This is a genomic window from Achromobacter sp. HNDS-1, assembly GCF_040084795.1.
In the GTDB taxonomy this organism is placed as follows: Bacteria; Pseudomonadota; Gammaproteobacteria; order Burkholderiales; family Burkholderiaceae_B; genus Achromobacter; species Achromobacter ruhlandii.
The window spans coordinates 5,981,896-6,008,054 of record NZ_CP157584.1; the positions used below are offsets into that span (position 1 = coordinate 5,981,896).

The following is a 26,159-nucleotide window of genomic DNA, read 5'->3' on the forward strand; positions in this document are numbered from 1 at the left end:
CCTTTCCGCAACCCGGAGCCGACATGACCACCGAATCTTCCGTTACTCTCGAACGCCGCCAGCAGGTGCAGGACGCGCTGGCCGACATCCGCGGCCTGCTGGCCGCCGCGCCGCTGACGCGCGACCTGCTGGCGCGGATTACCACGCGCCTGGAGCAGCTGGCGCAACAGCGCGCGCTGTTTCCCGCCACCGAATTCGCGCCGCCCGCGCCGGGGCAGGGCGTGGGGGCCTCGACCCGCTACCGCCTCAATCCCGACGACGCCGCCGGCGAACCGGCGCTCTACCTGAACTCGATCAACCCGGGCAAGACCACCTTGCCGCACAACCACACCACCTGGGCGGTGATCGTGGCGCTGTCGGGCCAGGAGCTGAACCGCGTCTACCGCCGCAGCGACGACGGCTCGCAGGCTGGCCGCGCCACGCTGGAACAGGTGCGCGAAGTGGTGGTGCAGCCGGGGCAGTCGGTGTCGTTCCTGCCGGACGACATCCACAGCATCCACGTCACCGGCGATGCGCCGACCCTGCATTTCCACCTGTATGGGCAGCCGCTGGAGACGCTGTCGGGCCGCATCGGCATCGACCTGGCCACCGGCGAGATCGTCAACTACAACGCCACCCAGATGAAGCCGGGCCAGGAGCAGCGCGCATGAGCCTCGATCACGCCCACGTGCAGACCCGGCTGGTGCATGCCGGCAGTCCCGACCTGAAGCAGGGCGCCGGCCCGGTCAACGTGCCGGTGGTGCGCACCAGCACCGTGCGCTTCGCCGATACCGCCACCCATGCCGCGCTGAACGCGCAGCGTGCCGCCGGCGAACGCATCGCCACCTACGGCCGCCACGGCCTGGACACGCACCAGGCGCTGGAAGCGGCGGTCGCGTCGCTGGAAGGCGGCCATCGCAGCATCCTGGCGCCATCCGGCCTGTCGGCCATCGTGCTGGTGCTGCTGGCCACGTTGGCGCCGGGCGAGCACGCGCTGGTGTCGGACAGCGTCTATTCGCCGGTGCGGCGCGTCGACAAGGCGCTGCTGCAGCGCTACGGCATCGAGGTCGAATACTTCTCGCCCGGCCGCGACGATCTGGCCGAACGCTTCCGCCCCAACACGCGGCTGCTGTACCTGGAGTCTCCCAGTTCGCTGCTGTTCGAGGTGCTGGACCTGCCGGCGCTGGCGGCCCAGGCGCGCAGCCGCGGCGTGCTGGTGGCCACCGACAATACCTGGAGCGGCGGGCTCTACTACCAGCCGCTGGCGCTGGGCGCCAACATCTCGATCCAGGCCGCCACCAAGTACCTGGCCGGCCATTCCGACGTGATGATGGGCGTGGTCACGGTCGACAGCCCCGAGCTGGCGCGGCAGGTCGGCGCCACCTACGATGCGCTCGGCCTGGCGGTGGGCGCGGACGATGCCTACCTGACGCTGCGCGGCCTGCGCACGCTGGACGTGCGGCTGGCCCGCCACCACCAGAACGCGCTGAGCGTGGCCGAATACCTGTCGCGCCATGGCGATGTGGAACGGGTCTTTTACCCGGCGTTGCCGCAGGATCCGGGCCATGCGCTGTGGCGGCGTGATTTCAGCGGCGCCAGCGGCCTGGTGTCGTTCGCGTTCAAGGCCGGTCAGCCGGGCGCCGCGGCGCGCTTCATCGACGCGCTGCGCTATTTCTCCATTGGCGCGTCCTGGGGCGGCTACGAGAGCCTGGCGCTGGAGGCGGCGCCGGAACGGCTGGCCGAGCACAGCGTGTGGCAGGGCGGCCATGAAGTGGTGCGCCTGCACATCGGCCTGGAGCATCCGCTGGACCTGGTCGAGGACCTCGACCGGGCCTTCGGCGCGGTCCGCGACGGCCTGCGCCGCAGCGCCTGACGCATATGCAAATGACTGCGTTTCCTTAGGGATTCTGATTATGTAGAAGCAATTACAACCTCTTTGTCCGGTTGTACCCCCGGGGTCTAGAATTTGCCTTGTTCCACGGTTGGCGGCAGGGCATGTCTTCTATTTCTTCGATCGGATCGGTACAGCTTTCCTTCGCGGCGCGGCAACTGGATGCCGTGCGCGAGTTCTACCGCGGCACCCTCGGGCTGGATGAGATGCCGGTCCCGGACGGGCGCCTGCTGTTCGCCCTGGGCGACGCGACCCTGTCGCTGTCGCCAGTGGCCGAGGTCAACCGCGAGGTGCGGGCCGACTATCTGGCGATCCGCACCCACGCCTACGACGACATTCTGCTGCGCCTGCGCGACGCCGGCTTTCATCCGGTCTGTTCGCTGCCCGACGCCTCGCCGCGCGTCATGTACGTCAAAGATCCCAGCGGCAATCAACTGGCATTTCTCGGCTAGGCCTCGTGCTCGGCTCCCTCACACAGGCCTCGGCGATTCCATGAACTTCCAGCAACTGCGTTCCGTGCGCGAGACCGTGCGCCGCGATTTCAACCTGACCGACGTATCCGAAAGCCTGCACACTTCACAGCCTGGCGTCAGCCGCCAGATCCGCGAACTGGAGGAAGAGGTCGGCGTCGACATCTTCGTGCGCTCCGGCAAGCGGCTGATCGGCCTGACGCCGCCGGGCGAGCAGATCCTGCCGCTGGTCGAGCAGATCCTGCAATGCGCCGACAACATCCGCCACGCCGGCGCCGAATACGCCGACAGCCGCAAGGGCGTGCTGTCGATCGCGGCCACGCATTCGCAGGCGCGCTACGCCTTGCCGCCGGTGGTCAAGGAATTCCGCCAGCGCTATCCCGAGGTGGTGCTGCACCTGCACCAGGGATCGCCCAAGCAGGTCTCGGAGATGCTGCTGGAGGGCGAGGCCGACATCGGCGTGGCGACCGAGGCGGTGGCCGACTATCCCGGCCTGCTGAACCTGCCGTGCTACCGCTGGAGCCACAGCGTCATCGTGCCCAAGGGGCATCCGCTCGCCGCGGTGGACGGCGGCATCAGCCTGTCGCAGCTGTCGCGCTATCCCATCATCACCTACGGTCGCGGCTACACCGGCCGGGCCCATATCGACGAGGCCTTCGCCCGCGCCGGCATCACGCCGGACATCGTCATGACGGCGATGGACGCCGACGTCATCAAGACCTATGTCGAGCTCGAACTGGGCGTGGGCATCGTGGCCGCCGTCGCCTGGGACGCCGAGCGCGACACGCGGCTTTGCGCCATCGACGCCCGCCACCTGTTCGAGATCAACCTGACGCGCCTGGCGATCCGCCGCGGGGCGTGGCTGCGTGGCTATGCCTTCCACTTCATCGAGATGTTCGTGCCGACGTTGACGCGCGCGGTGGTGGACCAGGCGCTCAAGGGCGAAGCCTGAGACCGGGCGAGGGCGCGCGGCTGCGTGGCCTGCGCGCGTGGCGCGGTGCCGCGCCGTGCCGTCCGGCCGGCGGGCGCGCATCGCCGGCCGCATAACCATAGACGCATTTCTACGTTGTCCGCGCCCGGTCGCGGACGTAGGCTGATCCGGTTCTTCAACCCCAGGAATTCCGGATCCCATGAGCACCCATCCCGACGCGGCCGCCGCCGCTTTCCGCCACGATACCGAACGCGCCCGCGCCGTGCGCGACTTCATCGCGCAGGTCAAGGCGCTGGCGCCAGACCCCGCGCGCGCCACGCCCGAACAACTGGCCCCGGTGGCCCGTCTGCTCGAAGCGCTCGGACGCCGCGCGGAATTGTTTCCGGCCGAGGCCTTTGCGGTGGTGCCCGGACGGCCCACCTCGATCTACCGCCTGGCCGAAGACGCCGACGGCGGCTACGCGTTGTACCTGTCGCTGGGCGAGCCCGGCAAGGCGCAGCCGCCGCACGACCACACCACCTGGGCCATCATCGCCGGCGTCTCCGGCAACGAGCGCAACGAGGTCTATGCGCGCAGCGCCGGCAATGAGCCCGGGCGCGACGTGCTGACCCACGTGCGACGGGTGGACGTGGCGGCGGGCAATTCCATCGTGCTGGGACCGGCCGACGTGCACACCATCGAACTGGTGGGCGACGCGCCCGGCGCGCACCTGCATTTCTACGGCCTGGCGCTTGACCGCCTGCACGGCCGCGTGGTGTTCGAGAGCACCGCCGGCGGCGCCTACCGCACCTTTTCGCCGCCGGCCGCGATCTACCATGCGCGCCTGTCGCCCGCCGGGTTGCAGGAAGCGCTGCGCGGCGAGGCGGAGATCGCCGTGCTCGACGTGCGCGAAGCCGGCCGCTACGCCCGCCGCCACCTGCTGTACGCAGTGCCGGCGCCGCTGTGGCGCCTGGAAGTGCTGGCCGACCGCCTGGTGCCGCGCCGCGACACGCGCATCGTGCTGGTGGACGACGACGAGACCCTGGCGCATCAGGCCGCCGCCAAGCTGACGCGCCTGGGCTGGACCGACATCTCGGTGCTGGCCGGCGGCACCGACGGCTGGGAGCGGGAAGGGCGCGAACTGTTTTCGGGCACCAACGTGCCCAGCAAGGCCTTTGGCGAAGTCATCGAACACGAAAAGCACACGCCGTGGATCGACGTCGACGAACTGCACGAGCGGGTCGCGCGCGGCGACGACATCGTGGTGGTCGACAGTCGCACGCCGGAGGAATTCCACAACTTCACGCTGCCGTTCTCGCACAGCCTGCCGGGCGCCGAGCTGGTGTACCGCATCCGCGAGCTGGCGCCGGATCCCAAGACCTTCGTGGTGGTGAACTGCGCCGGCCGCACGCGCAGCATTGTCGGCGCGCAGACGCTGATCGACGCCGGCATCCCGAACCGCGTCGCGTCGCTGCGCAACGGCACCATGGAATGGCTGCTGTCCGGCCGCGAGCTGGCCTATGGCCGTCAGGCGGCGCTGCCCGAACCGTCGGCCGACAGCGCCGCCGCCGCGCGCGAGCAGGCGCGCGGCGTGGCGCAGCGTGCCGGCATCGGCCATATCGACGCGGCCACGTTGCGCGCCTTCGAGGCCGAGCAGGGCACGCGCACGCTGTACAAGTTCGACGTGCGCACCCGCGAGGAATACGAAACCGGTCACCTGCCGGGCTGGCGCTGGGCGCCCGGCGGCCAACTGGTGCAGGCCACCGACGAGTACCTGGCCACCCGGCGCGCGCGCGTGGTGCTGGCCGACTGGGACGGCGTGCGCGCCCAGACCACCGGCGCCTGGCTGGCGCAACTGGGCGCGGTCGAGGTCTACCTGTACCAGCCGCCGGCGCTGGCGGCGCTCGAACGCGGCGCCGAGCCGCGCCGCGTGCTGCGGCACCGGCCCGACGTGCCGGCGTTGCGGCCGCAGGCCTTGCAGGCGGCTATCGACGCCGGTTCGGCGGAGGTCTTCGACATTGAATCGCGGTTGGCCTACGAGCGCGGCCACGTGCCGGGCGCGCGCTATGCCGCGCCGGATCGCCTGCAGGAGTTCCTGCCGGCCGACACGCAGCGGACGATCGTGTTGACGTCGCCCGACGGCGTGCTGGCCGCCGTGGCGGCGGCCGAGCTGGCCTGGCGCACCGGCCGCCCGGTGCGCTACCTGCTGGGCGGCACCCGCGCCTGGCAGGCGCAGGGCCTGCCGCTGGCGCAGGGCGCCGACGGCGTGCTGACGGGCGACGACGACCAGAGTATCAGTCCGTACCTGTTCGACGATCTCTCGGCGCGCGACCAGGGTTTTCGTGACTACCTCGATTGGGAACTGGGGTTGGTGGCGCAACTGGAGCGCGACGGCAGCGCGGATATCCGGCTGATCGCGGCGGCATAGGCGCGGCGGCGCGCGAGCGATGGGCGGCCGGCATGGTGCCGCCGGCCGCCCATCGCCTGCCTGCGCGGCCGCGCCATTTGCGCCTGGCGCCGCAATCTGCGCGTCGCGGTAATCAGGTTATGACCACTTAATTGTTCCTGACTGTAAGCTGAACAAATATGCTCCGGTTTCCCAGGCCCGATCGTGCCTGCTTCCGGAGAACGTGATGTCCCTTTCCAAATTGCTGGCGGGCGCCTTCGCCGCGCTGGCCGCGCTGATGGCCTTTCCCGCCACGGCGCAACATGCCAAGTACCTGGTCACCACCGAGTGGCTGGAGAAGAACCTGAACGACCCCAAGGTGCGCGTCATCGAGGTGAGCGTCAACCCCGGCCTGTTCGAGCGCGGCCACATTCCGGGCGCCAGCAACGTCAACTGGCACACCGACCTGGTCGACACCGTCAACCGCGACATCGCGCCGCCCGCGCAGTTCCAGGCCCTGTTGCAACGCACCGGGGTCAACAGCGACAGCACCACGGTGCTGTATGGCGACAACAACAACTGGTTCGCCGCGTGGGGCGCCTGGATTTTCGACATCTATGGCATCGAGAACGTCAAGATCCTGGACGGCGGCCGCAAGAAATGGGAAGCCGAGGGCCGGCCGCTGTCCAACAGCGTGAAGATCCCCGCCGCGGGCAACGCCCGCCCGAAGGACGCCAACACCGCGTTGCGCGCCCACCTGCAGGACGTACTGGCCGTGGCGCGCAAGGACAAGGCGGGCGTGCTGGTCGACATCCGCTCGGCCGATGAATACAACGGCAAGATCTTCGCGCCCAACGGCGTGCCGGAACTGGCCGTGCGCGCCGGTCACGTGCCGGGCGCGGTCAACGTCACCTGGAGCAAGCTGGTGGCGGAAGACGGCACCTTCAAGTCGGCCGACGAACTGCGCGCCATCTACCAGGCGGCGGGCGTGGACGGCAGCAAGCCCATCATCACCTATTGCCGCATCGGCGAACGCTCCAGCCATTCGTGGTTCGCGCTGCGCAAGCTGCTGGGCTACGACGTGCGCAACTACGACGGTTCGTGGACCGAGTATGGCAACAGCGTCGGTTCGCCGATCAGCAATCCGTCCGGCACCGTGTGGGGCAAGACCTGAGTGAGCGCCCAGGCAACCCCCGCGTCGCCGGCTCCGCCGCCGACGGCGTTGACGGCGGGCGCGGTCCCGCCGGACGTCCCGGCGATCGCCAATGCGGCGGCCGTGGCGCTGCTGGCCGCCATCGGCGCGGCCGCCTGGTGGCTGGCGTCGCAGCCCGAGGGCGGCCGCGGTTTGTCCCTGTCGCTGCTGCTCGGCGCCGCCTTCGGCGTCGTGCTGCAGCGTTCGCGATTCTGCTTCTACTGCATCGCGCGTGACGCGATCGAACGGCGCGACCCGGCCGGCGCCTATGCCGTGCTGGTGGCGCTGGCGGTCGGCACGCTCGGCTACCACGCGGTGTTCGGCGCGTTCCTGCCCATCCCCGGGGCCGAGCGCCTGCCGCCCGGCGCGCACATCGGGCCGGTCAGCCTGGCCCTGGTGGCCGGAGCGTTCGTGTTCGGGGTCGGCATGCGCATTTCGGGCTCCTGCATCAGCGCGCACTTCTACCGCCTCGGAGAAGGCGCGCTGGCGTCGCCGTTCGCCTTGCTGGGCGCCGGGCTCGGCTTCGTGCTGGGCTTCGCGTCGTGGAACACCTTGTACCTGGCCATGATCCAGCAGGCGCCGGTGGTGTGGCTGCCGCACCACCTCGGCTACGGTGGCACCGTGCTGCTGCAAGTCGCGTTGCTGGCGTTGCTGGCGCTGGGCCTGAGCCGGCTCGGCCGGCGCGTGCCGGCCGCGCGCCAGGCCGATGGCGCGCCTGACGGCGCCGCCATCCGGCCAGCGAATGCCTCCCAGCACGCGGCGAACGACCCGGCCACGCCGCCGTCCTCGCCATGGCAAGCCGTGCTGCGGGACCGCTGGCCGCCCGCCGTCGGCGGCCTGCTGGTGGCCTTCATCGGCGTCATCGCCTACCTGCGCATCGCGCCGCTGGGCGTGACCGCCGAACTGGGCAGCGTGGCCCGCACCGCCGCGTCCGCGGCCGGCGCGCTGCCTCCACGCCTGGAGGGGCTGGACACCTTCGCCGGCTGCGCCACCGTGGTCAAGCAGGCGCTGTTGTCCAACAACGGCGCCTTCGTGCTGGCGTTGGTGGCAGGCGCCTGGGCCGCCGCGCTGGCCGCCGGCGCGTTCCGGCCGCGGTGGCCGACGGCGCGTGAGATCCTGCGCAGCTTCACCGGCGGGGTGCTGATGGGATGGGGCGGCATGACCGCGCTGGGCTGCACCGTCGGCACCTTGTTGTCCGGCGTGATGGCGGGCGCCGCCTCGGGCTGGATCTTTGGACTGGCTTGCGTGGCGGGGATCTGGGTGGCGCTGAAACTGCGCCCGACGCGCTGAGCATCCGTCCGCTTTCCACCGGCAACCGCTTCCGCTCGACCGTTCCCGCCGATACGTTATTGCGGAAGGATCGGCAATAACGGCTCCATGGGCGGGCCGGTCGAGGCGGCCCGCGCGCCTTAGCAGGCGCCACGGAGGTCCGGTTGTCGGGTAGCGGCGTGGAGGCGGCGGTGGCGCGGTGTCGGAAGTATGGGGCGGGGGTGTGCGGCGTTGCCGCTGAAACCCGGCTATTGCATCGGCAGATCAGGTTCGGCGCCGAGCTGAGGCGCCGGCGATGAAACGACATCACGCGTACCTGCTCGTGATCATGTCGGTACTGGCGATGCTTCTGCTGGTGCCATTATCCTGGTTGCTGCCGTTCCCGCACGGGTTCGCCAAGGCGCACGCCAAGTCGGACGAGCGGGCGCAGGCTACGCCAACGATGCAGACGCCGTTCTCCCCGCCCAACGGCGGCCGGGAGATCCGTTCGCTCAGCGTGCATCCCGATGGCAATGACTGGCTGTTCGTGGAATGCGTCCGCACCGGCGACAACCGGTGCGACGTCATGCGCTATCAATGGAAGACGGGAAAGCTGTACCGCTACGGTCTGCCCGCTGGCTACACCTATCCGTACGCCCACTATTCACCGCAGGGCAACTACATCGTGATGTCGCGGCGGCGGATCGCCGGCGATTCCGACGATGAACAGCGCCGTTCGCTCGACGCCATGCAGATCCTGCTGATGCGCAGCGATGGCGAGGGCCTCCAGATCCTTCCCTTGGCGCGGGGCAACAAGCTCTCGCCTTTCATGTCGCTGGATGAAAGCCGGATCGCATTCTGGAGGACGGGACGCATCCTGCCGCCCGGACAACGCCTGGGCCTGCTCGATTTCGATATCTGGGAGTTTGATCGGGCCGACGCGACGGAACGGCCTTTTGCCGGCATCTTCAAATTCGTTTCCGGCGGCCAGGCGCAGTATCTCTCGGATGACGAGATCCTGTTCCGAACCTTCGGGCCGACGCGACATCTCTCGAGCTACGAGTCCCTGTATGGCAGAAGCAGCGTCCATCGCATGCGGCGCGGGGATACGCGGCTGCCCGAGCCACAGGTCTTCAGCGGCATCAAGTACGCCGAGATGCCGACGATGGATCGCGCAGGGAACCTGTATCTCTGGGGGCAGACGCCGCGCTACGGCCTGACCGTGATCCGTATTGAACCGGGAGGCCAGCGCAGGGCCTGGCAGCCGGGCCTGGGATTCATTCCGCAGGAGTTGATCTGCGATCCGGCTGGCACCTATCTCGCGATGATCTATTGGGACCAGCCGATGGATGTCACGAACCGTCCGGGCGGCTTGGCCATGCTGGATATCGCGACGGATACCTGGACCGCGATTTCCCTGCCGTCGTGGCGGGATGCGGAAATCATTCCGGTGAACACAAGTGCGAGCGGCGTGGATAACGGCGCACGGGGCGGTTCGATCAATTCGAGGAGCTACTGATGGCTATGGAGCGTGACGCAATAAGATTGGCGGATCTGGATCCTTGGAGTCCAACAAGCTACATCCCCGTGTACGGGTTTTGGTGCGGGCCAAATTGGTCCGCAGGGGAGAGAGGGGGGGAGAAAACCAGGGCGCAGTTGATCGAGAGCCCGGTATTGACGCGTATCGGAATTGACGGCGTGACACCTGGAATCAGCCCCGTCGATTCGTTCTGCAAGGACCATGACATCGCCTATTTCGACGCGCAGGGGCAGCCGGATGAAGCCATGAAAAAGCTGGAAGCAGATCTCGTCTTGATGGCTAGGCTCGACCAGCTTGATTTCGACCAACTTCCGGCGGTTGAGCGCTTATATGCCCGCCTGATGTCGTTTGTATTCTTCGAGAAAATTATATGCGTTGATCTGCCCAACGCTTCGAGCGAGTGGATGGGGAGCCGCATTCTCGAACTCGCCAAGTCCTTCGAAAGACTCTTCCAGAAAATCGATGGCCTGACCTACATCGACCAGTTCGGTACCAAGATGACGGGCGTGGCCCTAGATGGCAAAGTTGGAGTGACCTGCCCCCAGACTTAGTACGGCATCGAAATAGAGTCCAGGGTTAAAAACCTTTGTTGCCGATGCGCCTGAGCAAACTGCTCCGGTGTTAAGTATCCCAGCGCGCTATGCGGGCGTTCGGTGTTGTACTCGACGCGCCAGTCTTCGATCAAGGATTTGGCGTGGCGCAGCGACATGAACCAATGCTCATTCAGGCATTCATCGCGGAATTTTCCGTTGAAGCTCTCGATGTATGCATTCTCCACGGGCTTGCCTGGTCTGATGAACGACAGCTTCACGCCAACCTGATAGGCCCAAGCGTCCAAGGTCCTGCCGGCAAACTCCGGGCCGTTGTCCACGGTGATGGATTTGGGCAGCCCACGCAGTTCCGCAAGCCGCTGCAGCACCTGTGCCACCCGCAATCCCGGCAGTGATGTATCGACCTCGATGGCAAGACACTCGCGCGTGTAGTCATCGACGATATTCAAGCACCGGAACCTGCGGCCATAGGCCAGACCGTCGGACACGAAGTCCATTGACCAGCTCTGATTCGGCGCCGTCGCAACGGGACGAACTACCCGTTCTGCGGGAGCGATGCGCTTGCGGCGACGCTTTCGAACGCTCAAGCCGGCTTGGCTGTAAAGCCGCCAGACCCGCTTGTGATTCGTCTGCCAGCCTTCACGGCGCAGCAGAATATGGATGCGCCGATAGCCGTAGCGTCGTTTGAGCGCTGCCATCTCCTTCATGCGCTCGGTCAATGCCACATCGCCCGTACGCTTACTTTCATAAGCGAATAGCGACCGGGAAATGCCTACCAGCCCGCAGGCCCGGGTGATACCCATGCCGCGCTCGGTCATCAACGTTCTGACCGCTTCGCGTTTGGCCTGCGGGCTTGCTACTTTCGGCTCAGGAGGTCCTGAAGCGCAGCCTTGTCCAGCATCGATTCAGCCAACAGCTTCTTGAGCTTGTTGTTCTCTTGCTCCAGCTCCTTCAGTCGCTGGGCGTCCGAGACAGTCATACCGCCGAACTTCGCCTTCCAGTTGTAGTAGGTGGCCTCCGAGATCCCGTGCTTGCGGCACAGTTCGGCCACCTTGGCCCCTGCCTCGGCCTCCTTCAGCACCCCGATGATCTGTTCTTCCGTAAATCGTTTCTTCATTGCCGTTCCTTTGTGAACGGACTCTACATCGATTTCGTACTAACCACGGGGAGCAGGTCACATTACCCTGATTACGCCTGGCTACCATCCTGCCCCGGAGTTGGGCGCGGCGTCAAATAACCCGTTGGCGTCGTACGAATCCGGGCAACTTTTCTCGGGGTGGGGACTCGGGACGCCACAAGCTGGTTTGGGTGGGGGAGCATACGATCCCTATTTGCCCTTCTCGACGACTGTGCCGCCGGGAGGGCAGGATGCGGATGCTCCGGTGCTTACCGAGAGCCCAGCGTTATCCACGCCAGCTGGTTCCGGGACAAGGTATTTCGCCGAGGTCGTCGATACGCCGGGCCCCGGGGATCTGATGGGCCAGCCATCTCCGCCGATTCAGGTGGTAGGCGATGCCCCCATGGATGCTTGGATGCCATCTCCTTGGGATCCGGACCCCTTGGGGTGCTTTTCATGGGAAGGCTCGCCCGAGTTTGATGATTGCTGGGGGTTGTATTCCTTAAGCTTCTTTTCGGTATCTGAGCCGGGCCCAACAACCGAGTTAGAGTTTGTCGAGGCTCAAAGCGGCGAGCCCGGAAGTATCGCGGACTCTATATATCGCCACGATCTCCACAATGAGCAAGAGGCGGACGATCTTGTCTATGCGCCGGTCTTGGGATTGTTTTCATCGCCCCACCCCCCCGACCTACCAGTTGGACAAGACATATATTGAACTTATCCGCACCGCAGCCCGTCTGAGGACCGATCAGGCCCACGATTGCGCCACGGCCGCCAGGCACGCGATCACCGAAGCGAACGCAATGGCCAGCCCGATCAGCTTGCGCTTTTCCAGCTCGGTCCAGAGCAGCACGCCGGTCAGGCACAGCGCGATCAGCGCGCCGCCGATGGTGTCCGACAGCAGCACCCAGGCCACACCGGTGCCATTGGCGCGATGGAAGTTCTGGACCACTCCCCACCAGCTGGCGCTGCTGCGGCGGGCGCTGGCGGCGCCGCTTTGCGGCCAGAATTCCACCTGCACCTGATAGCCCGGCGCGCGGAACAGCGCCTGCCAGCGCTCGGGCTGGCGCGCGGTGACATCGCCCCAGCGCACATCCTGCGCCGCTTCCTTGCGGATGCGTTCGACCGGCTTGTCCAGCTTCAGGGCCTGCTGCAACCAGCGGCCCACCGCGGCGTCGGTTCGGGGCAGATCCGCGGGCGCCTGCAATTGCAGGGTCTCGACCACGGGCCCGGGCAGGTCGATCTTGAGCACGGCCCGATGGTTCTGCAGGATGCCGCTGGCGCCGAACAGCAGGCCCAGCAGCGCGCCCCACAGGCCGAGCCAGCCGTGGGCCTTGCGCAGCGCCTTCAGGTATTGGCCGCGGCGCGCGGGCGGACGCGGGCGGGCGGAGGCGGCGGCGGTCATGGTTGGGCGTCGCGCAGGCGCAGCGCGGTGATGGTGAAGCTGTCGGCGACGAAATGGCGTTGGGCCTCGCCCCCGTGCGCCGGATACACCTCGGTGTCGTCCATGCTGAACAGGTAGGCGATGCCGTGGGCGGCGTCATAGGCCATGTTGTGGGCCCAGGGACGGGTGCCGACCGAGGCGAGGCGCCGCAGTTGCCCGGCGGGGCGGGCGTCGTGGATCCACAGTCGAGCGTCGGCGCCGCTCGGGGCCAGCAGCCAGCCGCGCGCGGCGTCATAGGCCAGGGCGTTGATGTCGCGACCGGACTTGGCGCTGGCCAGGAGCGCGCCGCTGTCCGCGTCCAGGCTCAGTACGCGCGGTTCGGCGCCGCGGCAGGCGACGAACAGACGCTTGCCGGCCGGGTCCGCCGCCAGGGCGCTGGGGCGCGGGCACTGGGCCGGCTGCCATGAACGTATCAGCGTCATGCGGCGCAGGTCGATGACGGCGATGCGGCCTTCGTCGCGCAGCGGCAGCGCCACCAGGCCCGCGCCCAGCAGGACCGGCGCATCGAGCTTGGCGGCCGGCAGGTCGAGGCTGGCGCGTATACAGTCGCAGGCCGGATCGAGCCGATAGATGCGCGAGATGTTTTCGCGGCGGCCGCTGGTCACCAGCACCTGGCCGCTGTCGGGGTCATGCAGGAGATTGTTGAGGTTGCCGATCTCGACCGGCACGTGCCGCAGCACGCGGCTGTCGGAGGCCCGCAGCACGAGCACGCTGCCGTCCATGCCGGCCACGTAGAGCCGGTCGGCGGCGGGCACGGCGACGACGGCATTGGCGCCCTCGGTGCCGGGGATCGGGGCGCGCGCCTGGCGGCGGGCGGTGTCGTAGACGGTCAGGCCGTTCTCGCGCCGTGCCAGGAGCAGTTCAAAGCCGTCTTGCGCCAGCGTGGCGAAGCCCCAGCTGTGACCGCTGCCGGGCAGCGTGGTCGCGCTGCGCTCGGCGATGATGGGATCGCCCGGCGCGGCGCGGGCGGCGCCGGCCGCGGTCATGGCGATCAGGGCGGCGGCCAGGAGGTTCGGCAGCGTCGCGGCGCGCCGGCGCGCCTGCGACGCCGCCCGCACGCAAGCGGATTGCTTCATGTTCAGAACTCCACCCGGGTCGACAGCACAAACTGGCGCGCGTCGCCCATGGAAATGAAATATTGGTTGGCGCTCGACGTGTAGTAGGTGCGGTCGAACAGGTTGTTGACGTTGAGCTGGAACTGCACATTGCGGCCGGCGATGCGGGTGTCGTAGGTGGCGAAGGCGTTGACCACGGTGTAGGCCGGCAGCTCGAAGGAATTGGCCGAATCGCCGGGACGGGTCCCGACGTAGCGCGCCGCGGTGCCCAGGCGCAGACGGCCCGCGCCCACCTGGCCGGCGTTATAGACCAGCGCCACCGAGCCGGTGTGGCGCGCCACGTTCCAGAGCCGGTTGCCCTGGTACTGCGGATCGTCGGTGGTGCGGGCGTCGAGATAGGCATAGCTGGCCATGAAGTCCCAGCGCGCCGACAGCGAGCCGCTCACGTCCAGCTCGACGCCGCGCGAGCGCGCCGCGCCACTGGTGCGCCAGTCGGTCAGCTTGGTGACATCGTTGTATTGCGACACCAGCACGTTGCGCTTGCGGATGTCGAACAGCGCCAGGGTGCCGGTGGTCTGGCCCGGCATGTCCCATTTCAGGCCCAGCTCCCACGACTTGGCCTGTTCCGGCGCCACGCCGGAGTCGATCACCGTGCCGCTGGTCAGCGGGGCGATGGTCGAGGTGGGCTTGAGCGATTCGGTGTAGCTGCCATACAGCGACACCTCGGGCGTCCATTTGTAGACCAGGCCGGCGCGCGGCAGCCACTTGCCGCCCTCGATGTCGGTGTTGGTCTTGAACGGCCGGCCGCGCCCGGCCAATTGCTCATAGTGCTGGTAGCGCAGCCCGCCCACCAGGATCCAGCGCTCGCCCAGGTGCAGCGAGTCCTGCAGGAAGAACGAGGTGGCGCGCAGCTTGTCGGTCTGGTCGCTGTCGCTGGCGACCACGGTGCTGCCGGGATCCTGCTGGTCGTAGACCGGGTTGACGTAGCTGAAGGGCTTGGACAGGTTCTGCCGGATCAGGTCGGAACGGAAGATCTTGCGGCGCTCGTAGTCGGCGCCGACCTGCAGGTCGTTGCGCAGCCCGCCGATATCGATGCGGCCATCGACGTAGCCGATCACGTAGTGATCGGTGGAGAGCGCGCCGCGGGTGCCGTCGTTGCTGCGCTTGATGGTGCCGGCCACCGGATCGATCGCGGTGGTGCGCACCTGGTTGGCATCGTAGCGTTCCTGGTTCCAGCTATAGCCCAGGTGCGCCTTCCAGTGGTCGGTGACGCGCTGGTCGACGGTGACCTGGGCCAGTTCGGTGCTGCCCCACATGTTGTTGTACGGCTCGTCCAGGCGGCGGCGCGAGGGAATGTCCAGCGGTTTGCCGGTGGTGGGGTCGAGCGCGGTGCCGCGGTCGAATGGGTAGCGGTAGTCGCGATGCTCGTACGACGCCACGATCTGCGTGTCTTCGCCGTACCAGGCGAGCGATGGCGCCACCAGCGTGTCGCGGCGGCGGCCGAAGTCGCGCCAGTAGTCCTCGTTCATGGTGTCGACCACCAGGCGGTAGGCCAGGCGCGAGTCGCCGATCGGCCCGGTGCTGTCGAGCGTGGCGCCGGCGCCATCGCGGCCGTGCGCGTAGGTGGAACCGGTCAGCGTGATGGCGTGATACGGCGTCAGCTGCGGCCGCTTGCTGACGATGTTGATGACGCCGCCCGGGTCCATGATGCCGTACAGCAGCGAGGCTGGCCCCTTCAGCACTTCGACCGTGTCGGCGGCGGCGTTCAGGCCGCGGCCCTGTACCAGCGGCATGCCGTTGTGCATGATCGAACCGTCGCGGTTGGCGCCGAAGCCGCGTTTCATCAGCGTGTCCTGCGTGCCCGCGAGGGTGTTGCCCTGGGTGATGCCGCTGACGTTGGCCAGCGCATCGTCCAGGTTGCGCGGGCGCTGGTCGCGCAGCACCTGCGCGGGCACCACGTTGATGGCTTGCGGCTGGTCCAGCACCGCCAGCGGCGAGCGCGTCACCGAGGCCACCGGTTCCGGCTGGTAGGCGCCTTCGGCGGTGGTCGCGCCCAGCACGGTCACCGGTTCCAGCTGGGCGGCATTGTCGCCACTGGCCGCCGGCCGCACCGTGTAGACGTTGTCCGGGCGCCGCTCGGCGCGCAGGCCGGTGCCGTCCAGCAGCCGGCCGAAGCCCTGGTCCACGCTGTAGGCGCCGGACAGCCCGGCGCTCTGCTTGCCGGCGACCAGGCGCCCATCCAGCGATAGCGTCACGCCGGCCTGGCTGGCGAACTGGCTCAAGGCCTGCGACAAGGGGCCGGGCGAAACCTGAAAGCCGGCTGGCGCCTGCGCCTGGACCGGGGTGGCGGCCAGCATGGCGAGCGGGGCGGCCAGCGCGGCGGCGAGGGCGCGGGCCAGGAGCGGGGAGCGGAAGGGAGGGACGTGCATGGGATTCCTTGGCGGCGGACGCGCGAAACGCGTCGTACATCCGGCATGCCAAGCGAAAAGAAAAAAGGGGAACTGGAAATCCGCCGCTGTTACAAAAAAGGCCCGTCGCGCCGGGGCGATGTCCGGTCAGGCGGCTTCCAGCCTGACCCAACCGGGCAGCACGCGGCGGGCGCGCACCGGCAGGGTGGTCTCCAGCGCGCGCAGGATGCGGTCGGTGTCGGCCAGCGGGAACACGCCCACCAACGGCAGCTGCGCGACCTCCGGCGTACAGGTGACGAAGCCGCGCCGGTAACGCGCCAGTTCGGCCGCAAAGCGCGCCAGCGGCAGGCCGTCGGCCACCAGCTCGCCCCGGGTCCAGGCGTCGCGGGCGCGGTCGAGCGTTTCGGCCGGGTCGATGGCGCGGCGGCTGAAGCCGGTGCGCGTGCCGGCCTGCGCGATGTGGACGGGGGCATCGTCGGGCCGGATCTCGACCGCGCCGGCGTAGACATCGAGCCAGGCGCGGCCGCCATCGCGCAGTACGGCAAAGCGGGTGCCCAGCGCTCGCAGTTGCGCATAACCCACATCCAACAGGAACGGCCGGGCCGGCGCGCGCGGATCGGGATGGGTGTCGATCAGGGTTTCGCCGTCAACCAGCACCACGCGGCGCGCCTGCGCGTCAAAGCGCAGATTGACCGCGCTGGCGGTGTTCAGCCACAGCCGCGAGCCGTCCTCCAGCGTGGCCTGGCGGGTCTGGCCGACATCGGTGCGCAGGTCAGCCAACTGACGGCGGGTGGCGGGCTGATTCCAGGCGGCGGCGCCCAGGCCGCCGACGCCGGCCAGCAGCATCAGCGTGCGCAGCGCGCGGCGGCGGCCGCGTCCGGCGCCGGTGAGGGCCTGCAGCGCCGGCTCGCCGGCCACGGATTCGAAGCGCGCGCTGATCGCCGCCACGGCGTCCCAGGCGCGGCGGTGTTCCGGCCGGGCATCGAGCCAGGCCTGCCATTGGCGGGTGTCGTCGGCGCTGGCGCGCTCGTCGCCCAGGCGCGCGAACCAGTCGGCCGCGGCTTCGAGCACGCGGCGGTCGGGCAGGGCGGATAGCGCGGCCGGCCTCACCAGACGCCGTCCGCGATCAGCAGGCATTGCAGCATCACCTGCGCCATGTATTTCTTCACCATGCGCTCGGACACGTCCAGGCGCTGGCCGATCTCGGCATAGGTGTAGCCGCCCAGTTGCGCCAGCAGGAAAGCCTCGCGGGCGCGGGCCGGCAGGCGCTGCAGCATGGCGTCGATCTCGACCAGCGCCTCCAGCACCAGCGCGCGCCGCTCGGGCGAGGGCGCGCAGGCCTCGGGGCGCTGGGCCAGGGCTTGCAGATAGGCGTGTTCGAGATCGCGGCGGCGCCACAGGTTGACCATCAGGCCGTGGGCGATGCGGGCGAGGAAGGCGCGCGGTTCGCGCAGGCCGGGCGTGTCGCGGGCGGCGATCAGGCGCACGAAGGTGTCCTGGGCCAGATCGGCGGCGTCGTGGTCGTCGCGCAGGCGACGCCGCAGCCACGCCGTCAGCCAGGCGTGGTGCGAGCGATAGAGCGTGTCGACGGCGTGGGGAGCCGGGAGGTCGCCGGGCGGCACGGATGCTCCAAACCGGAAAAATAATGGGAATGGTTCCTATTATAACTATTTGGGACTGGAATTGCAGCGCGGCCGTCCAACGTGGAGGGCGCGAATCGGGTCACCAGCCAGCGTCGTAGATGCCATCCACAAGTGTGGCGTAGTCAGGATCCATGATCGAATTGTCCACGAGCATCGCCGTATTGCATGCTTCGGCCGCCAAGTCCTGTCCGTGCGCGTCAAGACTTTTGATCGCATGAGGATGTGCGTCAGAGAAGACTATCGCAAAAATAGCTCATATATTTATCTAAGTCCGGCCTGTCACAATCGAACGAGTCCCATTTTGGGTTGATCCACTCGTCCGCAGGATTCCCTTCGACCACGATAGACGGCGATGGCAATCCCATCAGGTCGCCTGGACCTTCGGGTTCCACTACCTCGGCGAAATAGCGGGGAGTGGAGGCGTCCCCCGATGGTTCCATCCTCTCTGTCGGAAAATCAGGGCCATCCACCAGACCGAAATCCCCCGGAAATATTGGCCATTCGTCTCCGAACCACGTCGCGATACTACCAGCCGAAGCGGGGGGCATTTTTTCCGTAAACTCGGGCGGCGGCAGAGCGCCAGCAGACCAGGGGGGAATCGTAACTGGCGCGGATGCTCCAACTTGCACGAACACTGAACCATCGTCGAGGGTTGTAGTTATCGTTTCGCTTCCGGCAATAACCGCGCCGTCATGCAGAGAAGTGATGCTGTGGATCGCTGGATAGGCATCCTTGTAGTAAGTTATGGATGCGCCCTGCCGGTTGCTTCCGGCGATGGTCAAAGTGAACAGCACGTACGACATGGATTCGACATGCCCCTCACGATCAAGGCCCATCACGTTCCCGTGATAACTTGAACCGCTCATGGTCGTCCCGAACTGGTCTGTGTAGATAAGGCTGTCGATACCGCCGAATCCCATTTCGACGGATGCCATCAGGTCGCCAAAGGCACGCTTCACCAATTGGTAGCCGAGGGCGGGAAGATCGAAATTCCAGATTTTCTCGGCAAAGGCGAAGGCCATCAGTTTGCTATAGGTCTGCTCAACTTCCGGCAGGCTTTGCTGATCCAGTTGAGAGAGCCTCGCCATCAGGGCTATGTCGGCCTTGAGCTTTTGCATGGCTTCGTCCGGCTGACCTTTGGCATCAAAATAGGCCAGATCGTGATCCTTGCACATCGCATCCAGCGGACTCTCCCGCGTGGTTCCATCGACTCCCGGGCGTTTGAACACCGCTCCTCGAACAAGCTCGTCCCGACTCAGTTCTCCACCGCGCTGCCCCGCGGACCAATCGGGCCCGCACCAATTGCCGTATATGGGAACAAGACTGGCCAGTTCATCCCAATGGGGGTTGAGGAGCCTGATATCGCCGTATTCGGAAGCCATCTTCGTTCACGCTAATCGTCAAGCACTACGGTTTCACTTCGTTATTGCCCAGTCTGGATGAGACTGTCACAGGGATGATCTCTGCATCTGCCCACGAAGGCAGTTGGATCGCAGACCACGTGGTAGTAGCGATATCCAGCATGGCCATTCCTCCAAGCCTGTTGCCCCGAGTGGAGGGCTGATCCATGTAGATCGTCGCGATATAGCCGCCGCCGGGCGCACATAGCAATTCGCGAGGCTCAAATATCGACCCCGAATCCGCAGGCATTAACTGCCACCCTTGCCGCACGCCTTGCGAGGACAGGCGGATCACACTCAAGCCATGGCGACGCGTTTGTCCCTGGAGGCAAAGACGGCCAGCCCGGTCCTGGGACGGCAGTTCAGCATGCGAGATTCCATCAAAGGCACATGGGACTGGCACCTTGTCGTCTCCACGTCTCATTCGATAAATCTCGCTACCCCCATAGCGATCGTGGTAACCGGCGAAGAGCCCGGACGGACCGTAGGATTGGAGGAGAATTTCGTCGTCCGAAACGTACTGCGCCTGCCCCCCTTCGACAAACTTGAACAAACCCGAGAAAGGCCGTTCCGAGCCGCTTGAAAGGTCAAATTCCCAGAGATCGAACTCTAGAAGCCGCACACGCCGACCGGGTGGCACCAAGCGCGCACTGCGCCAGAATGCGATTCTCGTCTCGTCCAGAGACATGAAAGGGGATAACTTGTTTCCTTGCGCCGCCGGAATGATCGTCAGCACACCGCCTTCGCTGGGCATCAGCGCAATTTCAGATTCATTCAGCGAACGGCGCTCCTCGTCTTCGGAGTCACCCGGAATCTTCCGACGTGACATTACGATGTAGCGCCCTTGAGGCGAATAGTGTGCGTAAGTGTAGCGAAAGCCTTCAGGCAATCCGTAACGATACAAGCGGCCTGTCGTCAACTGATAGCGCATTACGTCACAACGCTGATGAATCCGCTCAACGCACTCGACGAACAACCAGTCGCTGCCATTCGGATGAATGCTGAGTGAACGGATCTCACGGCCACCATTGGGAGGCGAGAAGCGCGTCTGCGTGGTGGGCGTCGCCACCTCGGCCGCGGCCCTCGCCTTCACTTCGGTAGTCGGGGGCGGTGAGGTGAGAAAAGACCACCACAATGGCAAGACGCAAGCCACCGTCAATGCCGCGGCGAAAATCCATCCTCGATTTCGTTTAGTCATTGCGGCCGCATGCTTCAGAAGCCCGCAGGACTAGCGGGACAATGCCCAATACCGTATAGCGATGGTCAGGGTGACGAAAGCGCCAATTCGGCTAAAGCGGACGAACCCTCATCAAGTGGCCGTCTCGATGCCTGCCCGCTACCTATGTGAGGTGGCACTCCTTGCGCATGGCATCACCGCTTTGCGACGAAACGCGAAACTGCCCCCGAATGTCTGCAATTCGGCGGCAGTCAGAGGCCAGTTTCGCTCCCGCCTTACTTGAACAACGCCGCGTTCTCTTCCAGCACCGCATCCGCGCACTGCGCGTCCAGGTTGCCGCCGGGCGCGCCGGCCACGCCGATGGCGCCGATGACGTTGTTGCCGGCCTTGATCGGCACGCCGCCGCCCAGCAGCAGGTAGCCGGGGATGTCGGTCAGGTTGGCGGCGCCGGGGTTCTTCTGCGCGTTCTCCATGATGGCCAGCGTCGGCGCCTTGGCGGAGGCCGAGGTGAAGGCCTTGGCGCGGCTGGCCTCGATGGTGTGGGGGCCGGCGTTGTCGGCGCGCACGAAGGCCTTGAGCAGGCCGGCGCGGTCGACCACCGAGGCGCTGACGTTGTAGCCCTTGGCCTGGCAGGCGGCGACGGCGGCGCTGGCCAGCTTCTGGGCGTCGGCGGTGGAGATATTGCTTTCGGTGAGCACGGCGGCGTGGGCGGCGCCGCTGACGGCGAGCGTGGCAACCAGGGCGGCGAGCGGGTGGCGGGTCATGGTCTGCGTCCTTTTTTCGTGTGGGGATCGGGAGCAGTCAGTGTGGCCAAAAGGCGCGTGGCGCGGTATACGCCCGATTACCCACGCGCCTCCGTAGCGCTACGGAGGCGGCGCGCGTAACGGGGCTCGCGGTGGCGCCGGCGTCACTCCAGCAGCGTGGCGTACTGGCGGATCAACTGCGCCAGCGAATCGGCCTCGAGCTTGGCGAACACGTTGGCGCGGTAGGTTTCGACGGTGCGCGGCGACAGGTCGAATTCGCGCGCGATTTCCTTGTTGCTCATGCCCTGCACGATGCGTTCCAGCACCTCGTGCTCGCGCGTGGACAGGCGCGCCAGGCGGTCGGCGGCGGCCTGGGTCACGGCCAGCCGCTCGCGGCGGGCGATGTGGCCGCGCACGGCGGACTGCACCGCGTCCAGGAAGATGTCGTCGTCCACCGGCTTCTGCAGGAACTCCATGGCGCCGCCCTTGAAGGCGCGGCGGCACAGGTCGACGTTGGCGTGGCCGGTCAGCATCACCACCGGCAGGTCGGAGGCCTCGGCCAGGCGCGCCAGCACGTCGAGCCCGCTGATGCCGGGCATGCGGATGTCGAGCACCACGCAGCCGATGGCTTGCGGCGACAGTTGCGCCAGGAACTGCTGGGGATCGGCATGGCCCTCGCTGCGCAGGCCGACGGTGCGCAGCAGCAGCGCCAGCGCGTCGCGCACCGCGTCGTCGTCGTCGACCAGGTAGACCAGCGGGGATTGATCGGGCGCGTTCATGCGGTTTCTCCGGCCAGGGGCAGGACCAGGGTGAAGCAGGCGCCCGAGGGTTGCAGGTTGCGCGCGGCCAGGCGGCCGTCCATCGCGCCCGCCAGCGTCTCGCAGAGGGCGAGGCCCAGGCCCATGCCCTGGGCGCGGGTGGTGTGGAACGGCGTGAACAGCCGGGGCATGGCGTCGGCGGCGATGCCGGGGCCATTGTCGCTGACGCTGAACACATAGGTGGCGCCCTCGGCGCGGCCTTCGAGGGTGATCTGGCGCGGGCCGGCGGTGCCGGCCAGCGCGTCGGCGGCGTTCTGCACCAGGTTGTGCAGGATCTGTTCCAGGGCCACGCGGTCGCCCAGCGGCCGGGCCTGCGGGCTGGCGTTGTGCCAGCCCAACTGGATGCCCTGGCGCGCCAGCTCGGGTTCGCGCAGGAAGCGCAGCGAGGCCACCAGCGCGTCCGGGGCCAGCGCTTCGCGCCGGCCGGGGGCGCTGGGCTGCACCAGTGCGCGCATGCGGCTGATGATGTCGGCGGCGCGCTTGGCCTGTTCTGCGCTGGCCAGCAGCGCGCGACGCACCGTGGGGCGTTCTTCGTCGTCGTCCAGCAGGCGTTGCGCGGCGCGCGTCTGCGCCAGGATCGCGGTCAGCGGCTGGTTCAGTTCGTGGGCGATGCCGGCCGCCATTTCGCCGAGCGTGCCGAGCCGCGCCATCGCCGCCAGGCGCGCCTGTTCCTGCTGGCGCCGGGCTTCGGCGCGCGAGCGCCGGGTGGCCGTCACGCCCGCCACCAGCAGCGCGCTGGTCAGGGCCCACAGCAGCCAGGGCAGCCAGGGCCAGGTGGCCGGCGTGAGCGTGCGGCGGCTGTGCAGCAGGAAGGGCTGGCTGGTCGCGCCCAGCGGCTTGTCCAGCGCCAGCGGCCAGCCGAACGGCGCGGGATCGGGCTGGCGTTGCAGCAGCGGCAGCGGCTGTGCGCCGATGGCCAGGCTGACGTTGGACAGGCCGGCGGGAAAGTCGGCGGCGGCGAGCAGGTCGCGCGCGTCCACCAGCAGGCTCCAGCTCGACGGCGACACCAGCCAGTAGCGGCCGGCGTCCAGCGGCAGCGTGACAGCGCGGCCCAGACCGCCGGCCTGGGCCACGGCGGCGCGCAGGCCGGGCGGCTCCGCGCTGCTGCCGGACCAGGCGCCGTCCGCCAGATAGCCGAGCGCCTGCAGTTGCGGCATGGCCGGGCGCAGGCTGGGAAACAGCCGTTCCGGCGCGGGGGGATGCGACAGCGCGGCCAGCGTCGCCAGCACCGCTTCGTGCTGCACGGTTTTCTGGCTCAGCATGCGCTGCGCCACGCTGGTGTCCTGGAAAAAGCGGTCGTACTGGTCGACGTAGTGCTGGCGGCCGATCCAGAGGGCGCCGAGGCAGAACAGGACCAGCCAGTAGAGGAAAGCGCGGTGGCGCAAGGGGGGATTCACGTTGGAATTATGCCCTGCGCGCCGTCCGGCCCGGAATCCGTAGGGCTACGGAGGCGGCGCCGCCTCAAGCGGCGCGACGGCCGGCGTCGTGGGCGTCGTGGGCGGCGGGGGCGGCGGGGACGGCGGGGGCGGACGGGGCGGCGGCCGACAATGCCATCTGATGCAGCGCGGCGACCAGGTCGGATTGGGTCACCAGGCCGACCAGCACGCGGTCATCGCCCAGCACCGGCACGCAGTGCAGGCGGTCGGACATGGGGCGCGCCAGTTCGATCGCCGGCAGGTCGGGATGGGCGAACGGCACCTCCGAGCGCATGCAATCGGCCACCAGCAGATCGGCGGGCGCGCCGCCGGCGGCGGCCGCGGCCGGCCGGCTCTTGCGCGCCAGCACGTCGCCCTGCGCCAGCATGCCGGCGTAGCGGCCGGCGGAATCGAGCACGGGCAGCCATTGCAGGCGGTGCTTGTCGAACAGGCGCACGGCGTAGTCCAGCGGGTCCTGCTGCCGCACCGAGACCACGTCGCGCGACATGATGTCGGCGCAGCGCACGTCGCCGAAACGGCGGCGGCTGGCGCGCAGCTCGGCCGCCAGCACGATCTCCTCGAGGTCTTCCTTGCTGATGTCGAGCAGCTCGCCGCGTTGCGCCAGGGCCTGGTCGAGATCGGCGCGCGAGAAGCCGAGGCGGGCGCTGGGCGCCGGGTCGCGGGTCTGGTGGCTGGCGGCCGGTTCGGCGTGGCGGCGCGGATAGTTGCGCTTGAGCAGGCCGTTGAAGACCACGGCGATGCAGAGCAGGATGGCGGAATTCAGCGCCACGGGCCAGAGCGCGAAGCCATAGCCCAGCGCCGCCACCTGGGGGCCGCCCAGCACCGCGGTGAGCGCCACGGCGCCGCTGGGCGGGTGCAGGCAGCGCAGCGAGAACATGGCGCCGATGGCCAGCGCCGCCGCGGCCGCCGCCGCTACGCCGGGATCGCCGATCGCTTGGGCGCAGAACACGCCGATCAAGGCCGAGACGATGTTGCCGGCCATGATCGGCCAGGGCTGTGCCAGCGGGCTGGCGGGCGCGGCGAACAGCAGCACGGCGCAGGCCCCCATGGGCGCGATGAACCACGGATTGGCGTTGCCCAGCGCATGGTGGCCGACCCATTCGGTGCAAAACAGCCCGAGCAGCGCGCCGATCGCGCCATAGAGTTTTTCGCGCGTGTTGACGCCGACCGGCGCCGGCGCGAACGCACCCAGCCAGCGCCTGATTGCCACTCCCAAGGTCTTCTCCGTTGCAGATATATCGGGGGGCGATAATTTATCACGCGGCGTGCGCGCCCGCGCGCCGACGGGGCGCGGGGCGATCAGCGCTCGGCGGATTCGCCGCCGATGCGGGCCAGCAGGCGCGTCAGCAGCGGGCGCATGGCGCGCAACTCTTCCAAGTGCGAGGCCGACAGGCTGGCGAGAAGGCGTTCGGCCTTGTCCGTCAGCACCACTTCGACGCGGCGGCCGTCTTCGGCATCGGACTCGCGGCTGACGAGATCGAGCCGTTCCAGCCGAGTGACCAGTTCCGCGGCGGTATGGGGGCGCACCAGCAGGCGTTCGGCGATCTCGCCCACGTACAGGCCGCGACGTCCGGGCGCGGCGGGGCGGCTGCCTTTGATGGCCAGCAGTGCCTGGTGCTGCTGCGGCATCAGGTCGACGCCGGCGGCGGCGTTTTCGCTGAAGGCCGCGAACTTGCGCAGCGCATAGCGGAAGTCCGCCAGCAGTTCGTAGTCAGTGGCCGTGGGCAGGGTGGGGCGGGGGGAGGATTTCACGCGGACGATTCTAATCCGCGTTCGCCGGCCGCGCGCAACCGCCACAGCGCATCCAGCACGTGCTGGGTGGCGCGTTCGACCTGGCCGTCGCGATGCGCGATGCCCAACGGCCGCCAGAGCGCCGGCCGCAACGGCCGCATCACGATGCGTGGATCGGGTTGCGGCGCCGTGGCTTCGTGCGGCAGCAGCGTGGCGCCGTAGCCGGCCGCCACCAGGCTCTTGATGGCATCGTTGTAGTTCAGCTGGATGCGTGGGCGCGGGTTGAGGCCGGCGCCGGCGAACCATTCGCCGGTCTGGCGCGACAGCCGGGTGCTGGCGTCGTTCAGGATCAGCGGCCGATCGCCGAGCCAGGCCGGGGCGATGCGCGCGGGGGCATTCCAGCTGGCAGGCAGGAACGCCATGATGGGGTCGCGCCGCCATGGCCGCAGCACCAGCCCCGCCACCGCAGGCTGCGGCAGCGCCACCAGGCCGACGTCGAGCGCGCCGTCGCGCAGCTGCTGCAGGGTTTCCTGCGAGGTCAGCACCGCCACCTGCACGTCAATGCCCGGATGCTCGCGCCCCAGGGTTTCCAGCGCCTGGGGCAACAGGTGGGCGATGGCGCCGGTGGAGGCCCCCAGCCGCACCCGGCCGCCCAGCCCCTGCACCTGCCGCTGCACGTCGTCGAGCGCCTGGTCGGCTTCGGCCAGCAGGCGGCGCGCGCGTTCGAGCAGCGTCTCGCCGATGGGCGTGGGACGCACCTGGCCGCGTTTGCGCGTCAGCAACGGCGCGCCGATGCGCGCTTCCAGGTCGGTGATGTGCAGGCTGACGGTGGGCGGCGCCAGGTGCAGCGCGCGGGCCGCCTCGGCGAACGACCCCAGGTCGGCGATGGCGACCAGGGTGCGCAGGCGGTCGAGATTGATTTCACGCATGGCGGTTTTGTTCAGAAAGTCTGAATCTGAACGTCATGATATTCGACTTTTCCTATTGAGTGGGTTGCGCAATGATGGCATCCCGACTTCT

Annotated in this window: 23 protein-coding genes; 9 read left to right on the plus strand and 14 right to left on the minus strand. The window is 68.0% G+C overall.

Translation table 11 applies throughout. The features are described from left to right. The first annotated feature begins 23 nt into the window (after nt 1-23). The 9 genes from ABFG95_RS27620 to ABFG95_RS27660 all read left to right on the plus strand — a co-directional run bounded on the left by ABFG95_RS27620 (nt 24) and on the right by ABFG95_RS27660 (nt 10,167). Nucleotides 24-650, plus strand: a complete 627-nt coding sequence (locus ABFG95_RS27620) for a cysteine dioxygenase family protein (RefSeq protein WP_047990843.1) — start codon at nt 24-26, stop codon at nt 648-650. Then, nucleotides 647-1,852 (plus strand): cystathionine beta-lyase, encoded by a 1,206-nt coding sequence (gene metC / locus ABFG95_RS27625; protein ID WP_238909294.1) that lies wholly within the window; start codon nt 647-649, stop codon nt 1,850-1,852. The genes ABFG95_RS27620 and metC overlap by 4 nt, the downstream gene beginning before the upstream one ends. A 122-nt stretch (nt 1,853-1,974) precedes the next feature. Continuing rightward, nucleotides 1,975-2,322, plus strand: coding sequence for a VOC family protein (locus ABFG95_RS27630; RefSeq protein ID WP_054417062.1), 348 nt, complete (start codon nt 1,975-1,977; stop codon nt 2,320-2,322). A gap of 40 nt (nt 2,323-2,362) precedes the next feature. Next, complete coding sequence (locus ABFG95_RS27635; RefSeq protein WP_054504216.1) at nt 2,363-3,292, plus strand: CysB family HTH-type transcriptional regulator; 930 nt, start codon at nt 2,363-2,365, stop codon at nt 3,290-3,292. A gap of 178 nt (nt 3,293-3,470) precedes the next feature. Beyond that, nucleotides 3,471-5,678, plus strand: coding sequence for a rhodanese-like domain-containing protein (locus ABFG95_RS27640; RefSeq protein WP_175189624.1), 2,208 nt, complete (start codon nt 3,471-3,473; stop codon nt 5,676-5,678). A 256-nt stretch (nt 5,679-5,934) separates the two neighbouring features. Next, nucleotides 5,935-6,810: a sulfurtransferase gene (locus ABFG95_RS27645; RefSeq protein ID WP_223308532.1), complete on the plus strand. Its 876-nt coding sequence runs from the start codon at nt 5,935-5,937 to the stop codon at nt 6,808-6,810. Beyond that, nucleotides 6,811-8,118 carry a YeeE/YedE family protein gene (locus ABFG95_RS27650; protein WP_348995159.1) on the plus strand — a complete coding sequence of 436 codons (1,308 nt, stop codon included), beginning with the start codon at nt 6,811-6,813 and terminating at the stop codon, nt 8,116-8,118. A 274-nt stretch (nt 8,119-8,392) separates the two neighbouring features. Further along, nucleotides 8,393-9,595 carry a hypothetical protein gene (locus tag ABFG95_RS27655; protein WP_348995160.1) on the plus strand — a complete coding sequence of 401 codons (1,203 nt, stop codon included), beginning with the start codon at nt 8,393-8,395 and terminating at the stop codon, nt 9,593-9,595. A gap of 137 nt (nt 9,596-9,732) precedes the next feature. After that, entirely contained in the window at nt 9,733-10,167 is a 435-nt protein-coding gene (locus ABFG95_RS27660; RefSeq protein WP_348995161.1) for a hypothetical protein, read from the plus strand. Here the strand turns inward: ABFG95_RS27660 and ABFG95_RS27665 are convergent. The 14 genes from ABFG95_RS27665 to ABFG95_RS27730 form a co-directional block, all read right to left on the minus strand. Then, nucleotides 10,164-11,284, minus strand: a protein-coding gene (locus ABFG95_RS27665; RefSeq protein WP_348995162.1) for an IS3 family transposase whose coding sequence is annotated in 2 segments (ribosomal slippage) — nt 10,164-11,026 and nt 11,026-11,284 — 1,122 coding nt in all. Because the reading frame shifts where the segments join, the coding sequence is not laid out codon by codon here. The two genes, ABFG95_RS27660 and ABFG95_RS27665, sit on opposite strands and share 4 nt — an antisense overlap. A gap of 748 nt (nt 11,285-12,032) precedes the next feature. After that, nucleotides 12,033-12,689: a PepSY-associated TM helix domain-containing protein gene (locus ABFG95_RS27670; RefSeq protein ID WP_336729351.1), complete on the minus strand. Its 657-nt coding sequence runs from the start codon at nt 12,687-12,689 to the stop codon at nt 12,033-12,035. After that, a complete protein-coding gene (locus ABFG95_RS27675; RefSeq protein ID WP_278992875.1) occupies nt 12,686-13,804 on the minus strand; it encodes a hypothetical protein in 1,119 nt (372 codons plus the stop codon). Before ABFG95_RS27675 ends, ABFG95_RS27670 begins: the two co-directional genes overlap by 4 nt. Nucleotides 13,805-13,806: 2 nt before the next feature. Beyond that, a complete protein-coding gene (locus ABFG95_RS27680; RefSeq protein ID WP_068979829.1) occupies nt 13,807-16,212 on the minus strand; it encodes a TonB-dependent receptor in 2,406 nt (801 codons plus the stop codon). 126 nt (nt 16,213-16,338) lie between these two features. Beyond that, nucleotides 16,339-17,328, minus strand: a complete 990-nt coding sequence (locus ABFG95_RS27685; RefSeq protein WP_348995163.1) for a FecR domain-containing protein — start codon at nt 17,326-17,328, stop codon at nt 16,339-16,341. Continuing rightward, nucleotides 17,298-17,813, minus strand: a complete 516-nt coding sequence (locus tag ABFG95_RS27690; RefSeq protein WP_049073943.1) for a sigma-70 family RNA polymerase sigma factor — start codon at nt 17,811-17,813, stop codon at nt 17,298-17,300. Before ABFG95_RS27690 ends, ABFG95_RS27685 begins: the two co-directional genes overlap by 31 nt. A gap of 248 nt (nt 17,814-18,061) precedes the next feature. After that, the gene (locus ABFG95_RS27695) at nt 18,062-19,216 is read right to left on the minus strand and encodes a hypothetical protein (RefSeq protein ID WP_348995164.1); all 1,155 of its coding nucleotides are present in this window, start codon (nt 19,214-19,216) and stop codon (nt 18,062-18,064) included. Nucleotides 19,217-19,241: 25 nt separating this feature from the next. Beyond that, nucleotides 19,242-20,432 (minus strand): hypothetical protein, encoded by a 1,191-nt coding sequence (locus ABFG95_RS27700; RefSeq protein WP_348995165.1) that lies wholly within the window; start codon nt 20,430-20,432, stop codon nt 19,242-19,244. 254 nt (nt 20,433-20,686) lie between these two features. Then, complete coding sequence (locus tag ABFG95_RS27705) at nt 20,687-21,175, minus strand: heme-binding protein (protein WP_049073940.1); 489 nt, start codon at nt 21,173-21,175, stop codon at nt 20,687-20,689. 143 nt (nt 21,176-21,318) lie between these two features. Further along, nucleotides 21,319-21,933, minus strand: coding sequence for a response regulator (locus tag ABFG95_RS27710; RefSeq protein WP_049073939.1), 615 nt, complete (start codon nt 21,931-21,933; stop codon nt 21,319-21,321). Then, complete coding sequence (locus tag ABFG95_RS27715; protein WP_348995166.1) at nt 21,930-23,369, minus strand: ATP-binding protein; 1,440 nt, start codon at nt 23,367-23,369, stop codon at nt 21,930-21,932. The genes ABFG95_RS27710 and ABFG95_RS27715 overlap by 4 nt, the downstream gene beginning before the upstream one ends. A 64-nt stretch (nt 23,370-23,433) precedes the next feature. Next, on the minus strand, nt 23,434-24,618 hold the full coding sequence (locus ABFG95_RS27720) for an HPP family protein (RefSeq protein ID WP_348995167.1): 1,185 nt from the start codon (nt 24,616-24,618) through the stop codon (nt 23,434-23,436). Nucleotides 24,619-24,707: 89 nt separating this feature from the next. Further along, nucleotides 24,708-25,160 carry a MarR family transcriptional regulator gene (locus ABFG95_RS27725; RefSeq protein WP_049073934.1) on the minus strand — a complete coding sequence of 151 codons (453 nt, stop codon included), beginning with the start codon at nt 25,158-25,160 and terminating at the stop codon, nt 24,708-24,710. Further along, on the minus strand, nt 25,157-26,068 hold the full coding sequence (locus ABFG95_RS27730) for a LysR family transcriptional regulator (RefSeq protein WP_049073932.1): 912 nt from the start codon (nt 26,066-26,068) through the stop codon (nt 25,157-25,159). Before ABFG95_RS27730 ends, ABFG95_RS27725 begins: the two co-directional genes overlap by 4 nt. Between the last annotated feature and the right edge of the window lie 91 nt (nt 26,069-26,159).

Excerpts from the sequence above, each read along its gene's own strand:
- ABFG95_RS27620 (WP_047990843.1), top strand. The coding sequence starts at position 24 with ATGACCACCGAATCTTCCGTTACTCTCGAACGCCGCCAGCAGGTGCAG.
- metC (WP_238909294.1), top strand. The coding sequence starts at position 647 with ATGAGCCTCGATCACGCCCACGTGCAGACCCGGCTGGTGCATGCCGGC.
- ABFG95_RS27630 (WP_054417062.1), top strand. The coding sequence starts at position 1,975 with ATGTCTTCTATTTCTTCGATCGGATCGGTACAGCTTTCCTTCGCGGCG.
- ABFG95_RS27635 (WP_054504216.1), top strand. The coding sequence starts at position 2,363 with ATGAACTTCCAGCAACTGCGTTCCGTGCGCGAGACCGTGCGCCGCGAT.
- ABFG95_RS27640 (WP_175189624.1), top strand. The coding sequence starts at position 3,471 with ATGAGCACCCATCCCGACGCGGCCGCCGCCGCTTTCCGCCACGATACC.
- ABFG95_RS27645 (WP_223308532.1), top strand. The coding sequence starts at position 5,935 with ATGGCCTTTCCCGCCACGGCGCAACATGCCAAGTACCTGGTCACCACC.
- ABFG95_RS27655 (WP_348995160.1), top strand. The coding sequence starts at position 8,393 with ATGAAACGACATCACGCGTACCTGCTCGTGATCATGTCGGTACTGGCG.
- ABFG95_RS27670 (WP_336729351.1), bottom strand. The coding sequence starts at position 12,689 with ATGACCGCCGCCGCCTCCGCCCGCCCGCGTCCGCCCGCGCGCCGCGGC.
- ABFG95_RS27675 (WP_278992875.1), bottom strand. The coding sequence starts at position 13,804 with ATGAAGCAATCCGCTTGCGTGCGGGCGGCGTCGCAGGCGCGCCGGCGC.
- ABFG95_RS27680 (WP_068979829.1), bottom strand. The coding sequence starts at position 16,212 with ATGCACGTCCCTCCCTTCCGCTCCCCGCTCCTGGCCCGCGCCCTCGCC.
- ABFG95_RS27685 (WP_348995163.1), bottom strand. The coding sequence starts at position 17,328 with ATGCCTGCTGATCGCGGACGGCGTCTGGTGAGGCCGGCCGCGCTATCC.
- ABFG95_RS27695 (WP_348995164.1), bottom strand. The coding sequence starts at position 19,216 with ATGGCTTCCGAATACGGCGATATCAGGCTCCTCAACCCCCATTGGGAT.
- ABFG95_RS27700 (WP_348995165.1), bottom strand. The coding sequence starts at position 20,432 with ATGACTAAACGAAATCGAGGATGGATTTTCGCCGCGGCATTGACGGTG.
- ABFG95_RS27705 (WP_049073940.1), bottom strand. The coding sequence starts at position 21,175 with ATGACCCGCCACCCGCTCGCCGCCCTGGTTGCCACGCTCGCCGTCAGC.
- ABFG95_RS27710 (WP_049073939.1), bottom strand. The coding sequence starts at position 21,933 with ATGAACGCGCCCGATCAATCCCCGCTGGTCTACCTGGTCGACGACGAC.
- ABFG95_RS27730 (WP_049073932.1), bottom strand. The coding sequence starts at position 26,068 with ATGCGTGAAATCAATCTCGACCGCCTGCGCACCCTGGTCGCCATCGCC.